The organism is Paenibacillus aestuarii, assembly GCF_027789125.1.
GTDB lineage: Bacteria > Bacillota > Bacilli > Paenibacillales > NBRC-103111 > Paenibacillus_E > Paenibacillus_E aestuarii.
This window is the reverse complement of the sequence record NZ_JAQFVF010000022.1, coordinates 1-13,260: the sequence shown is the minus strand read 5'-3', so window position 1 is coordinate 13,260 and position 13,260 is coordinate 1. Positions and strand designations below refer to the sequence as shown.

At 49.8% G+C, this 13,260-nt stretch carries 12 protein-coding genes, 8 tRNA genes and 1 rRNA gene; 4 read left to right on the top strand and 17 right to left on the bottom strand.

Translation table 11 applies throughout. The features are described from left to right. Nucleotides 1–36 precede the first annotated feature (36 nt). From O9139_RS07380 to O9139_RS07345, 8 genes are all read right to left on the bottom strand, one after another. On the bottom strand, nucleotides 37–1,242 hold the full coding sequence (locus O9139_RS07380) for an ATP phosphoribosyltransferase regulatory subunit (RefSeq protein ID WP_270878814.1): 1,206 nt from the start codon (nucleotides 1,240–1,242) through the stop codon (nucleotides 37–39). A gap of 213 nt (nucleotides 1,243–1,455) precedes the next feature. Beyond that, nucleotides 1,456–1,950 (bottom strand): acyltransferase, encoded by a 495-nt coding sequence (locus tag O9139_RS07375; RefSeq protein WP_270878813.1) that lies wholly within the window; start codon nucleotides 1,948–1,950, stop codon nucleotides 1,456–1,458. Next, nucleotides 1,947–2,606, bottom strand: coding sequence for a pyrophosphatase PpaX (gene ppaX / locus O9139_RS07370; RefSeq protein WP_270878812.1), 660 nt, complete (start codon nucleotides 2,604–2,606; stop codon nucleotides 1,947–1,949). The genes O9139_RS07375 and ppaX overlap by 4 nt, the downstream gene beginning before the upstream one ends. Next, nucleotides 2,603–3,568, bottom strand: a complete 966-nt coding sequence (lgt, locus tag O9139_RS07365; protein ID WP_270878811.1) for a prolipoprotein diacylglyceryl transferase — start codon at nucleotides 3,566–3,568, stop codon at nucleotides 2,603–2,605. Before lgt ends, ppaX begins: the two co-directional genes overlap by 4 nt. Before the next feature lie 33 nt (nucleotides 3,569–3,601). Next, entirely contained in the window at nucleotides 3,602–4,543 is a 942-nt protein-coding gene (hprK, locus tag O9139_RS07360; protein ID WP_270878810.1) for an HPr(Ser) kinase/phosphatase, read from the bottom strand. A gap of 199 nt (nucleotides 4,544–4,742) precedes the next feature. Next, nucleotides 4,743–5,864, bottom strand: a complete 1,122-nt coding sequence (locus tag O9139_RS07355) for an ABC transporter ATP-binding protein (RefSeq protein WP_270878809.1) — start codon at nucleotides 5,862–5,864, stop codon at nucleotides 4,743–4,745. A 107-nt stretch (nucleotides 5,865–5,971) separates the two neighbouring features. Next, nucleotides 5,972–7,087 (bottom strand): PucR family transcriptional regulator, encoded by a 1,116-nt coding sequence (locus O9139_RS07350; protein WP_270878808.1) that lies wholly within the window; start codon nucleotides 7,085–7,087, stop codon nucleotides 5,972–5,974. A 120-nt stretch (nucleotides 7,088–7,207) separates the two neighbouring features. Then, nucleotides 7,208–8,059, bottom strand: coding sequence for a C40 family peptidase (locus O9139_RS07345; protein ID WP_270878807.1), 852 nt, complete (start codon nucleotides 8,057–8,059; stop codon nucleotides 7,208–7,210). A gap of 234 nt (nucleotides 8,060–8,293) precedes the next feature. On the opposite strand from O9139_RS07345, the gene O9139_RS07340 reads away from it, so the two are divergent. The 4 genes from O9139_RS07340 (at nucleotide 8,294) to O9139_RS07325 (ending at nucleotide 12,211) form a co-directional block, all read left to right on the top strand. After that, on the top strand, nucleotides 8,294–9,574 hold the full coding sequence (locus tag O9139_RS07340) for a nickel-dependent lactate racemase family protein (protein WP_333742513.1): 1,281 nt from the start codon (nucleotides 8,294–8,296) through the stop codon (nucleotides 9,572–9,574). Between the two features lie 81 nt (nucleotides 9,575–9,655). Then, the gene (locus O9139_RS07335; protein ID WP_270878806.1) at nucleotides 9,656–10,249 is read left to right on the top strand and encodes a gluconate 2-dehydrogenase subunit 3 family protein; all 594 of its coding nucleotides are present in this window, start codon (nucleotides 9,656–9,658) and stop codon (nucleotides 10,247–10,249) included. Beyond that, entirely contained in the window at nucleotides 10,246–11,814 is a 1,569-nt protein-coding gene (locus O9139_RS07330; RefSeq protein WP_270878805.1) for a GMC family oxidoreductase, read from the top strand. The genes O9139_RS07335 and O9139_RS07330 overlap by 4 nt, the downstream gene beginning before the upstream one ends. A gap of 94 nt (nucleotides 11,815–11,908) precedes the next feature. Next, nucleotides 11,909–12,211: an MTH1187 family thiamine-binding protein gene (locus O9139_RS07325; protein ID WP_270878804.1), complete on the top strand. Its 303-nt coding sequence runs from the start codon at nucleotides 11,909–11,911 to the stop codon at nucleotides 12,209–12,211. Between the two features lie 77 nt (nucleotides 12,212–12,288). On the opposite strand, the gene O9139_RS07320 is transcribed toward O9139_RS07325, so the two are convergent. The 9 genes from O9139_RS07320 to O9139_RS07280 all read right to left on the bottom strand — a co-directional run. Next, nucleotides 12,289–12,361, bottom strand: a tRNA-Lys gene (locus tag O9139_RS07320). 10 nt (nucleotides 12,362–12,371) lie between these two features. Further along, nucleotides 12,372–12,453, bottom strand: a tRNA-Tyr gene (locus O9139_RS07315). A 46-nt stretch (nucleotides 12,454–12,499) separates the two neighbouring features. Then, nucleotides 12,500–12,572: transfer RNA gene (locus tag O9139_RS07310), tRNA-Phe, on the bottom strand. Between the two features lie 48 nt (nucleotides 12,573–12,620). Continuing rightward, nucleotides 12,621–12,697: transfer RNA gene (locus O9139_RS07305), tRNA-Asp, on the bottom strand. A gap of 14 nt (nucleotides 12,698–12,711) precedes the next feature. Further along, nucleotides 12,712–12,787 (bottom strand) — tRNA-Thr (locus O9139_RS07300). Between the two features lie 6 nt (nucleotides 12,788–12,793). Beyond that, nucleotides 12,794–12,869: transfer RNA gene (locus tag O9139_RS07295), tRNA-Val, on the bottom strand. 16 nt (nucleotides 12,870–12,885) lie between these two features. Next, nucleotides 12,886–12,962: transfer RNA gene (locus tag O9139_RS07290), tRNA-Met, on the bottom strand. Between the two features lie 28 nt (nucleotides 12,963–12,990). Next, nucleotides 12,991–13,082 (bottom strand) — tRNA-Ser (locus tag O9139_RS07285). An 86-nt stretch (nucleotides 13,083–13,168) separates the two neighbouring features. Further along, a 23S ribosomal RNA gene (locus O9139_RS07280) occupies nucleotides 13,169–13,260 on the bottom strand; the annotation flags it as partial.

Here is a 13,260-nt window from a genome sequence, read left to right as displayed (position 1 = left end):
ACCTTCCGCAACGTTAGCCGCTTTGACCCGCTCGCTTTAGCGAATCAAGTTGATGACCTCCTGATATACAACCCCTTGAAGCTCATACTGTCCGTCATCCCGTTTATGTATGGCTTCGCTCCATGCCGCCTTATCCGTAATCAGCTGTGTAGTCACTACGGCGTTGCCGCTTTCGCGCGTGCTTTTGGCCCGTTTCAACGCTTCCTCCCGATGCTCAGCATCATAGGCAATGAGTATACGAGTCGGCCGATCAACGGCTACTTTGCCAATGACCTCAAGAATGCGATTCGTCTTCAAAGCAAATCCGGTTGCCGGTGCAGGACGCCCGAACTGGCTTAGCAGGTTGTCGTAACGACCGCCGCTGCATACAGGGAAGCCTAGTTCTGCGGCATATCCTTCAAAAGTCATTCCTGTATAATAAGAGAAGTCCCCAATCATCGTTAAATCAATGACAACATGTTCACTGACGCCATAAGCTTTCAGCACGTCCCATACTTCGCACAAGTGGCGAATCGCATCCTGGGCGATAGGGTGCTTGGAGACCATGCGAGCCTGTGCGCAAATTTCGTCGCCGCCGCGAAGACGGAGCACACCGATGAGCTCACGCTCCACTTCCTCCGGCAGCGCCAACGCTTGGATCGCTTCCCGATAGCCGACATAATCACGACTCAGCAAATGTTCCTTTAGCGTCTGTTGATCTTCCAGGCGGCCTTCCAGCGTTTCCTGGAACAGGCCGTTCAAGAAGCCGACATGGCCGAGCGCGATTTTAAACGTGCCCACACCAGCTGCTTGCAGCGAGGCGATCGCCAAAGCAACGACCTCCGCATCCGCTTCCGAAGAAGCGTCCCCGATCAATTCTACACCGGTCTGAAAAAACTCCGCATCCCTACCCGCTTCCTCCTCAATGGCGCGGAATACGTTAGAATGATAGGAGAGGCGCAGCGGAAATGCGTACTCTCTTAATAAAGACGAGGCCACACGGGCTATAGGCGCGGTCATCTCTGATCGCAAAACAAGCGTGCTCCCCTTGCGGTCCAGCAGCTTAAACAGCTTTTTATCCGCTGTGGAGCTGGCAACGCCAACCGTATCGTAAAATTCGAGTGTAGGCGTAATAATCTGGGTATACCCCCAGCGCTCCATACAGGCTAGTACGCAAAATTCAATGTTCCGCAGCTTCGTAACCGCCTCAGGCAGGTAATCCTTCACGCCGATCGGCTTTTCAAACACTTTTGGCTTTGACACCTGTCTCACCTCTATATCCGGAAATTCTTTCACCATCTATAACAGCTAAATTAAATCTTATATCGCAAAACGCTTTAGTACGCTACCATACTACCAAAATAAAGAATGATGCTATTTTAACACGGAACCCTATTACCGTCAATCAATAGAAGCATGTCCTCGCCTGACAGGACCGATAAATATAAAAAAAGAGCTGCACTCCTCGTACAGCTCTTAACTTTGACCCTTACCTTCCCGGATGACTTGAAGCGGATTGCCTGCTACAAAACTATGAGGCGCTACGTCTTTATGTACGACCGACCCTGCGCCTATCACAGCATGATCACCGATCGTCACTCCGGGCAATATCGTCGTATTCGCGCCAACCATCACGTTGGATCCAATATGTACCTCGCCCAACCGGTATTCTTTCGTCAAATACTCATGGGCGAGAATTGTTGAATTATAACCAATAATGGTGTTCGTCCCTATATGGATCTTTTCGGGAAAAAAAACATCCACCATGACCATGAGGGCAAAAGCGGTGTGTTCCCCGACCTTCATGCCCAGGACATTGCGGTAAATCCAATTTTTCATCCGCAGCGAAGGCGTATACCGGCTGATTTGGATAAAAATAAAGTTGCGGATCGCCTTCCACTTGCTTACGGTGTGGTAGATCTGCCATAACGCGTTAGGTCCTTCTACAGGAAACCTGTCCGTTTTTCTCAATCCGCCGACACATCCGATGTCAGCCCCACGATCGGCAGCAGCTCCATCGCATCGTCGATTAAGTAGTCCGGCTTATATGCTTCCAGATAGGAACGCCCTTTCCATGACCAGGACACGCCTACCGAGACGACGCCGGCATTTTTCGCCGCTTCGATGTCATAATGGCTGTCGCCCACCATCATCGTTTCTTCCTTGGAGCTGCCCAACGTTGCCAAAGCTGCCAGAATGCCTTCCGGACTCGGCTTCGGTTCCTTGACATCTTCGACGGTGACAATCGTGCTCACATACGGATCCAAACCGACCAGTTTTAATCCCATACCTGTGGTCAGCCGAATTTTGCTCGTAACGATTCCGATCTTAATACCATTCGCATGCAATTTCTGCATGGCGGTGCGCACATTCGGAAACTCTTTCACCAGCTCATCGTGTTTGGACACGTTGAACGTCCGGTACTTGTTAATGACGTCTTCCACTTCGTCTCTTCCGGTAAATAACTTCATTTGTTCGATTAGCGGTCTGCCCATGTTCGGAATGATGACCTCTCTCGTCAGAGGTTCAGGCGTTTGACCTTCTAAGCTGTGTAAAAAAGACTGCACAATCAGCTCATTTGTATCTACAATTGTTCCGTCTAAATCAAATAATACCGTGCGAATCATAGTTGGCTGTCGGCTCCTTTGGTGTCAAATTCTTCCTCAAGCCCGGCAGCTTTAGCTGCTGGCGCTTTCGTCGAAACGATCGGATCTGCGTAGTGCGCATTCGCGTAGCCTTTCTTTCTTCTTACGATAATAACGACGATAGCCGCGATAACGAGTAGAACGGCAAGCAGCTGCGAAATTCGCACATTGCCTCCATAAGTCATCACGCCTGGCTCAAAGACAAGCTTCATTGGAGACCAGAGCGCATTCATGAAGGCTGCTAGCCACGTTGGGCCTGTGAAATCCAGACTGTCTGTCCGCAAGCCTTCCACAAAGAAACGGCCAATGGAGTACCAGATCAGGTAGCTAAAAAACAGTTCTCCAGCCCGCAAGAACGGTCTGCGGCGCAGCCATAAGAGCAGGAGCAAGCCAACGACGTTCCATAGCGACTCATACAAAAATGTAGGATGATAGAACGTGCCTTCGATATTCATTTGCGTCACGATAAAATTCGGCAAGTGCAGTGTGTTGCGAAGAAACGATTCATCTACAGGACCGCCGTGTGCTTCCTGATTCATAAAGTTTCCCCAACGACCGATGGCTTGACCTACGATCAAACCTGGCGCACATATATCAACCAGTCTCCAGAACGGATACCCTTTTGCTCTAAAGTAAAAGTATCCGCCGATGATCGCTCCGATCAGCGCTCCGTAAATCGCGATACCGCCGTGCCAGATCATAAAGATTTCCGCTAAATTATTCTTATAGTCGGACCATTGGAAAGCCACGTAGTAAATGCGGGCTCCGATGATCGCGGACGGCACGCCAATCAATAATAAATCCATAAAGAAATCAGGTACGATGCCGAAGCGCTTCCCTTCTTGTATAGCAAGCAGCAGTCCGACCAAAGCAGCCGTACCTAAAATAATGCCGTACCAATGCACATCAATAGGTCCGATAGAAAATGCAATCTTGTTCAGCATAATGAACGTTATGCTCCCTTCTTCAATTCAGCATTAATCAAAATCTTCGTAATCCTCAGACAGCGATTCTGTCAGTTTGTTCGTAAACTGCAGCGCCGCGTTATACCCCATCTGCTTCAAGCGGTAGTTCATCGCAGCCACTTCCACAATAACCGCCAAGTTTCGCCCTGGCCTTACTGGTATCGTCACGAGCGGCAGCTTCGTATCAATAATTTGCGTCAGCTCTTCATCCAGCCCTAAGCGATCGTATTGCTTGTCCTGCTGCCAGTTCTCCAGCTTCACGACCACCGAAATCTTCTTCACATTACGAATCGCTCCCGCTCCGAACAAGGTCATCACGTTGATGATCCCTACGCCGCGGATTTCAAGCAAATGCCGGATCAGCTCAGGCGCGTTGCCTGTCAGCACCTTGTCGGCCGTTTGCCGGATCTCTACCGCATCATCGGCAATGAGACGATGGCCGCGCTTCACCAGCTCCAAAGCCGTCTCACTCTTCCCAATGCCGCTGCTGCCGGTAATGAGCATCCCAATCCCGTACACGTCGACGAGTACACCGTGTATGGTCGTGCTCGGCGCCAGCTTGTTCTCCAGGAAGCCTGTCAGCCGGCTTGCATAGATCGTGGTGCTCATCTGTGTTCGCAGCAGCGGCAGATCCCGTTTGCTCGCTTCCTCCAGCAATTCGTTCGGCACATCCAGCCCTCTCGTTACGATAATGCAGGGCGTTTCCTCCGGTGCACACAGCTGCTCAGCCCGATTACGGCGCACGCCTGTTGTCAGCATCTCCATAAAGGTGATTTCCGTCTTTCCGAGCATCTGAATACGTTCCCGGGGATGATAGTTGAAATATCCGGCCATCTCCAAGCCCGGACGGTATAGATCCGCCGTTTCAATCGGACGCTTAAGCCCCGCTTCCCCAGCAAGTACTTCCATATGGAATTGTTCCACCAATTCGGAAACTTTCAGTTTTTTGGCCATCCGCTATTCTCCTTCGGCATAATCTTCAGCAGATCGAATTAATCGCATGTTGTATGTATGATATAGGATCCAATGGTTTCATCGTAATGGAATCCCTATACAAAATCAACTAAAGTGTTGATGAAGCGCTCTGCACTTAAAAAACCATATAAAAAAGGCCAGCCGAATACGGCTGGCCCATCTATCTGAAACATTTATATTAGTTAGCCAAGATGGACAATGTGGACTCTTTGTCGAAGAAATGAACTTTGTTCATATCCAAAGCCAATTTCACATTTGTTCCTTCTTTGATGTTTGCGCGACCGTCAACGCGGGCAATTACAGTGCCACTGCCGATACCGTTGAGGTACAAGTACATTTCGTGACCAAGGTTCTCCGTCAACTCAACGTTTACGTTCACGATGGATTTTGGAGAAGCTTCCAGGAATACTGGCTCTTCGTGGATATCTTCTGGACGAACACCCAGAATTACTTCTTTACCTACATAGCCTTTATCTTTCAAGCTTTGTGCTTTGCCAGCTGGAACTTCAATGTTGAAGCCATTGGACTTGAAGTATACCGAACCGCCGTCAGCAGCAAGTGTACCGTTCAAGAAGTTCATGGAAGGAGATCCGATGAAGCCTGCAACGAACATATTCACTGGGTGGTTGTAAATTTCTTCAGGTGTAGCAGCTTGTTGAATGATACCTTTATCCATAACAACGATGCGATCGCCCATTGTCATAGCTTCTGTTTGGTCATGCGTTACGTAGATTGTCGTAACGCCAAGACGCTTAGTCAATTTCGTGATCTCTGCGCGCATTTGTACGCGAAGTTTCGCATCCAAGTTGGAAAGCGGTTCGTCCATCAAGAAGACTTGCGGCTCACGCACGATCGCACGACCCAAGGCAACACGTTGACGCTGACCACCGGAAAGAGCTTTTGGCTTACGATCCAGCAAGTGAACGATATCCAGAATTTTCGCTGCTTCGCGAACGCGTGCGTCGATATCTGCTTTTTTGAATTTACGAAGTTTCAAACCGAACGCCATGTTTTGATAAACTGTCATATGCGGATAAAGGGCATAGGATTGGAATACCATCGCGATGTCGCGATCTTTAGGAGCTACGTCGTTAACAAGGCGGTCGCCGATGTAAAGTTCACCTTCTGTGATTTCTTCCAATCCAGCGATCATACGAAGTGTAGTGGATTTTCCGCAACCGGAAGCACCGACCAATACGACGAACTCTTTATCTTGGATTTCAAGATGAAAATCTTTTACAGTGGATTCTTCTGCACCGGAATATTTTTTAACGATATGGTTTAAACGTACGCCTGCCATGGTTTCATTCCCCCTACGATTTATCGAGAATTCGTTTATCAAAAATTAACTATCCTCATCTTACCCTACAAGCTCACAACTGACTATGCACAATCCTCACAAAAAAATCACTTTCTTTTCGTTACTTTGTACAATAATAAGGCCAACCTTACCAAAACGGCATGATTGAAGGTGCGGACATCCAGCCCGGTCTCCTGCTTGAACTTGTCCAAGCGGTATAAAAGCGTATTCCGGTGAATATAAAGCTTCTTCGCCGTCTCGCTGACATTGCAGTCCAGCGCGAAGAAATGCTCCAGGGTGGTCACCGTCTCCGCATCTAGCGCATGGTCCGTGCCGCGGAGCACCTGCTCCATGAATTCCGCCTTCTCCTCTTCCTGCACCAGATGCAGCAGCTTTTCCAGACGGAGCTCCCAAGGCAGGTGCATATTGCTGCTGACGTGGAACGACCGGCCCAGCATGATCGTCTCGCGCAGCTGAAGAATCGCCGTGAGCAGCGATTTGGCCGGCTTGACCGGGTAGTTAATCGCCAGGTGACACTCGCCGATCCATTCATTGGCCAGCATCTCGTACAGCCCTGAACCAAGCGCGTCCAGCGTCTGTTCAATGCTTTCCTCCTCATCCAAATCCCGCTCTTCACTGCCGCTTGTGAGCAGCCCTTCCGGGGCTAGAATCAGCCATTCCTTGTCCAGCAATGGAATCAGCGTGATCTCCGCTTCAAAGAAAGATTCCAGCAGCTTTTTCAGCTCGGTGTAGGATACGCTTTGATTTTGCGAATAATCGCCGTAGAGCAAGAGCGGGATCTTCGTCGAATACAGCGAAGATTGCGATGCCAGCGTATCCGGCAGCTCCGCGTGCGTTAAGCCGCGTTCCATCTGATGCAGCAGCCATTCTCGCAATTGATGGGCCTTTCTCTCATCCTCGGATAAATAAGAGCCCCACACTTTCCGCTCCTGCGTCTGTTTGGATTCCAGCATTAACTCTACGAGTTGGCGCTCAGAGGATGACAATGGAACCTCAGAAACCTGCAGAATGCGAATTTCCTTGTTTTCTTTTGCTAAATAAAACAGTACATCCTGGCCACGAATCACACTTCGGCTGAAGCTTCCTTGACCTTCATGCTGTTCTCCCGCCAAACGGTTCCATTCCGCTTCGGGTAACAAATAAATGTGCATAGGTGCCTGTAAAACCGCTTCCAAACGCTCTTTGATTCGTTCCCAATCCATGAGTTCCTCTCTCCCAGTAATTAATGTGTATCTCTATATCTATCTTTTTATTGTAACATATGCGGGCGCCGAAATGGGAAAGAACCCTCCACACCTGCTGCAGAAGGGTTCTCGCTTTATCTATTTCAAAATGCGACGAGCCGTTACATAATGGTCCGCCCACCATGCTTTGTTGATCGAAGTAAATTTCACGCCGCCTTCGCCGTACGTATGAATCATCATACCATCGCCGATGTAAATGCCTACGTGACCAATATTTTTACCTGAATCCGGGGTTGTAAAAAAGACTAGATCCCCTGTTTGCAGATTGCTTTTGCTCACATAAGTACCCTCTTTTGCTTGGTCGCGGGAAACGCGCGGCAGGGTGATGTCATATTGGGCAAACACCGTTTTTACAAAAGAGGAGCAGTCCATCGTTTTCGTCTGGCCATATTTGGCGCCGAATTCGTAAGGAACTCCTAAGTATTTTTGAGCGGTCAGGACTAGTGCAGCCTTCGTTTGATCATTGGCTGAAAGCACTCTTTTCCCACTGATAAACTTGGATGTATAATCGCTCACATTGCGTGTAATGACTTCGTCTTTACTTTGGGAAGACATCACCATTTTACCTTGTCCCACATAAATCCCTGCAAAATCCGGCTGCTTGCCGCTGCCGAAAAATAAAACATCGCCTGGCTCCGCTTTGGAAATGCTAGTTACCGAAGGCTTGTTCATTTTCAACTGCTCGGCCAGCGTTCTAGGCACTGTATAATCCAATGTTTGAAATACGTAATAAATGAAACCGGAAGAATCAAAACCTGCAGATGGGGACTCGGCGCCTCGGGAATAATCGACACCGATCATCTTTTTAGCCAAAGAAACTGCATCCATGTCATCATTAGCCGCAAATGCGGATACACTGGTAGTTGCTGTTAGTGCAATTGTCACTGCGGCGGTAATACCTAACGCTCGTTTTGCCAGATTCCTCACCATAATTATTTCCTCCGTTGCATGATTAGTTGTATTAATGGGAAAGTTCACACTCACTAGTAACAGGTTACCATGGCAAATAAATGACTTTCATTCCTAAAATGTTTCCTCTGTATCTAGCTAGCTGGTAGCCCCCCCAGATTAACCTATGGAATCTCTACCATTCCTTACATGCTTACCCTGTAAAAGATCAGCTCTGCTCATAATATCCAGTTACTTGGAAATAACTAGATGTAGATAATTGGTAAGGGAGGTCACCTTATTTACACGTTACCTTATGGGCAAGGGAGCGTTCAGCTGACGCTTCCTCATGCTGCGGCGGATTCCATCGTCTATCAGCGCCCGGTTCTTTCCTCTCCTCCTTGCATGGATCATGTTCTGGACCATCCGATCGACAGTTTACGCATCCAGGAGGCTGCAAAAGGCTGCCAAAGCGCTGTCATCCTGATTAGCGATTCAACGCGCTTATGCCCCAGCCACCTATTTCTGGGCTCCGTCATTCATCGCTTAAATCTCGCAGGCATACCGGATCAGCAAATCCGAATCATTGTGGCACTTGGCATCCATCGCAAACAAAGCGAGGACGAACTCATACAGCTTGTCGGCCCTGAGATCTATCGACGTGTGACGGTCATGAATCATTCATCCCTATCCGAGGACTGCATCCTGCTTGGGCATACGTCTCTCGGAACGCCTGTTGAGATCAACAAGTCCGTGGTGGCCGCTGAATTTCGAATCGCCACGGGCAATATCGAGCCGCACGCGTTAGTCGGCATCTCCGGCGGGGCCAAAGCCTTGTTCCCCGGTACGGCGTCGGCGAGAGCGATTGAACATAACCACAGCTTGTCTCAACGGTATACTGCGGCGCTTGGAGACCCGAATAATGCGATCCGTGCAGACCTTGAAGAGGTTCTGCAACTTGTCCCCATTCACTTCATGCTGAACGTGATTGTGGATCATGAACGCCAGCTGCTGGGTGCGGTTGCCGGCGACATCATCGCCGCTCATCGCGCAGGCTTAGAGCTAGTTCGGCAAATCTTCTTCGTCAATGTGCCGCAACGCTATGATTGGGTGATCGTCTCTCCCGGCGGACACCCCAAGGACGCTCAGCTTTATCAATCTGTAAAAGCCTTAAAAAACGCCGCCGCCATCACAAAGCCTGGCGGTTCCATTGTCCTCGTTGCACGCTGCGAAGAACATTACGGCAACGGCACCTTGCAGACCTGGATCGAAACCATTCAGGATCGTGCTGTGATGACGCAAAAGCTCAAGCAAACATTTGTTCTGGGCGCGCACAAAGTCGAACATATCGATCATGTGCTGAAACAACATGACGTTTATATGTATTCAGAGATGCCGCCTGCTGCCGTTCAGCTCATCGGCATGCATCCCATTGCCAAACTGGACGCTTTTCTGGCCGAGCACCTGGCGGATTCATCGCTGGAGATTGCGATTATGCCTTACGGGGGAATGACGTTCCCACAAGTGAAGCCACCCCATGCGCAGAAGCTGCTTTAAGCGGAGCCCGATGGGCCGGGAGGCGTGCAATGATTTTTTTTCAACTGGGACTTATAGCTGTCAATGGAGAGTGAATTTACTATGGAACATCGTTCACACTACCCCGCTTACGACGTTACAACCGAGCAGGAGCACTGGGATGCACATACCCGCTCGATTGTGAATGCCCGAATGGTTCGTGAACATCATTATCATTTTCTGAATCATTTGGAGGCTGAGACGCTGCGCGTGTGGTGCTCCCTGCTAATGGATGACAAGCGCGGAGAGGTCATTCAGTTCGTCCTTTGCCATATCGATCAAAGCTTATCGGATCACAAAGGTGAAAGTCAGCGTAAGACCGGTGTACCAGCTGCTAAGATTTTACTGCGAGAAGGGCTAAAAGCCATTGATCAGACAGGCTGGTCAGCGAATAGCTGCCCTTTTTTCGAGCTGGATGAGAATTCGCAGCGGCAGATTATGCAGCAAATCAGTGAGAATGTCTATCCGCAGAGCGAAACTTGGGACGGAATCCCACAGAAAGAGCTATTCCAAAAAATTCTTACGCTTACCGTAGAGGCTTATTATTCTCACCCTCTGGTGTGGTCAGAGATCGGTTTTGGCGGCCCTGCCTATCCGCGGGGCTACGTTAGAGCCGCAATCGGCCAGCACGATCCTTGGGAGGCGACAAAGCCATGAAATGGAGACACGAAAAAGATGAGGTTGATGCCGTCATCGTGGGGGCTGGTGCCGCAGGCGGCGTGCTCGCGAAGGAACTGAGCGAAGCCGGTTTGAAGGTCGTCGTACTGGAAGCAGGACCTTGGCGTGACCCGCAAAAAGATTTTGCCAGCGACGAGCTGGCGATGAAATGCCTGGCCTGGGAGGATACCCGGTTCGTTGATGGCGCAGATCCCATGACCATGGGGCACAACAATTCAGGTAGAGGTATAGGCGGGGGAACCCAGCATTTTACGGGGGTTTTCTTACGGTTTCACGAGTCTGACTTCAAATCCAAATCTATCGACGGCGTCGGCGAGAACTGGCCGATCCATTATAAGGACCTTGAGCCCTACTATGCCAAAATCGAAAAGGAAATCGCTGTATCTGGACCGAAGCATTTTCCTTGGGGCAACTTCAACGGGCCTTATCCGTACCCGGAACGGAATCCTTTAAGCCCTAACGCTTATTTGTTTCAAAAAGGCTGTGAAACGCTTGGTATCCAATCTTGTACGACACCGTTAGCGATTCTATCCGCACCTTTTGAAGACCGTCCGCCCTGCATCAACAGGGGCTTCTGCAATCAGGGCTGCATGCCGAATGCCAAATTCAGCACGCTCATCGTGCATATCCCGAAAGCGGTTAAAGCAGGTGCAGAAGTGCTCCCAGACTGTATGGTGACGCAAATCGAAGTAAATGAATACGGAAAAGCGACCGGCGTCCTCTTCGTCCACGAGGGAGCGACATACCGCCAACGGGCAAAAGTCGTCATTTTATGCGCCAACGTCGTAGAAACACCACGTCTGCTGTTCCACTCTGCGAACGCTCAATTCCCTGACGGTCTTGCCAACAGCAGCGGCTGGGTAGGGCGCGCGATTATGCCGCACAGCAGCCACGATGTATATGCCAAGTTTGAACAGGAAGTCCGTATGTACAAAGGCTCCCCTGTATTAGCCTCCACGCAGGACTTCTATGAAACCGACCAGCGACGTGGCTTTGCCCGCGGCTATACGATTCATGCCCACGGCTCCAGACCTGTCGCCATGGCGAACGGCATTAGCAAATCGCTTGAAGGCCCGATCTGGGGCGAAAAGCTGCGGCAAGTGATGCTGAACTATAACTTTTATGGGCGGCTCACCATGGTTGGCGAGGTTCTCCCGAACCGGGACAATCATGTGACGCTTTCCGATGAAAAAGATGATAACGGCATGCCGCGGGCCAAGGTCACTTTCAGCTATGGCGACAATGACCGCAAGCTGATCGATCATGCCATCGATAACATGAAGCTGATCCTGAAGGCAGCTGGTGGTCAAATCGAATATGTCGTCCCGGATACCGCTCATATCATGGGCGGCTGCCGCATGGGCAATGACCCGTCAAGCTCTGTTGTTAATGCATATGGGCAATGCCACGACATTCCCAATCTGTACATCAGCGATGCCAGCACGTTTGTTACATCAAGCGGAGGCAATCCTACCAATACGGTCATGGCCCTGGCGGCCCGAACCGCTGATGCGATCATCGAATTGGCTGCCTCATGGAGCTGAATGTATGTTAACCTTGCAAAAATTGCGCTAGCGTTGTCAACTCATCTACAATAAAAGAAAACCACTTTCATCAACCAAGGAGATGAGTTATCCAATGGCAATTGCCGAATTTACAATCATCCCGATCGGCACAGCAACGACCAGTCTCAGTGCTTATGTAGCTGATCTGCATAAAGAGCTCGAAAAGCACACTGACATAAAATTCGAAATGACGCCTATGGGCACCATTCTGGAAGGTCCGTTGGATCGTTTGTTTGAGGTTGTGCGTGCCGTGCATGAAGTGCCTTTCCTGCAAGGCGCACAGCGCGTATCCACATCGATCAAAATCGATGACCGCCGCGACAAGCAAGCATCTATGGCGCAAAAAATGCATTCCGTCGCAGAGCGATTAAACTAAAAAAGCATCCTTTATTAGGATGCTTTTTCTTTGCAGCAAAAAAGACCCTTGCGGGTCTTCAGTTGTTCATTTGAAAGTGAGCCATGTAGGACTCGAACCTACGACACCCTGATTAAAAGTCAGGTGCTCTACCAACTGAGCTAATGGCTCTTAGGGAAAATGGAGGCTGATGGATTCGAACCACCGAACTCGGAGAGAGCAGATTTACAGTCTGCCGTGTTTAGCCACTTCACTAAGCCTCCAGATCAGAGATGACTATGCCACGCTATCGTAACACAACCATCTCAATGGCTCGGGACGGAATCGAACCGCCGACACGAGGATTTTCAGTCCTCTGCTCTACCGACTGAGCTACCGAGCCTTATGTATGTATCTATAGTTTGTCCCATTTGGGCAAAAAAATAATAAGTGGCGGAGCCGACGGGATTCGAACCCGCGGTCTCCTGCGTGACAGGCAGGCATGTTAGGCCTCTACACCACGGCTCCGCGCTTGGTATAAATGGTGCCGTCGAGAGGACTTGAACCCCCAACCTACTGATTACAAGTCAGTTGCTCTACCAGTTGAGCTACAACGGCATATGATGGTGGAGGCTGACGGGATCGAACCGCCGACCCTCTGCTTGTAAGGCAGATGCTCTCCCAGCTGAGCTAAGCCTCCATCTGGGTAATCATTATGGTAGCGGCGGAGGGGCTCGAACCCCCGACCTTACGGGTATGAACCGTACGCTCTAGCCAGCTGAGCTACGCCGCCATACAAAATTGATATATATTTGGAATACTGGCGGAGAGAGAGGGATTCGAACCCTCGCACCACTTACGCAGTCTAACCCCTTAGCAGAGGGTCCCCTTATAGCCACTTGGGTATCTCTCCAAGATATATATCGCAGGTACTATTATTCCCTGAAAACTAGATACGAAACTTGGCGTAAAGTGTGTTGCTTCTTTATTAAGAAACTTTTGGTTAAGCCCTCGACCGATTAGTATTCGTCAGCTCCATACATTGCTGCACTTCCACCTCGAACCTATCAACCTCGTCGTCTACAAGGGGT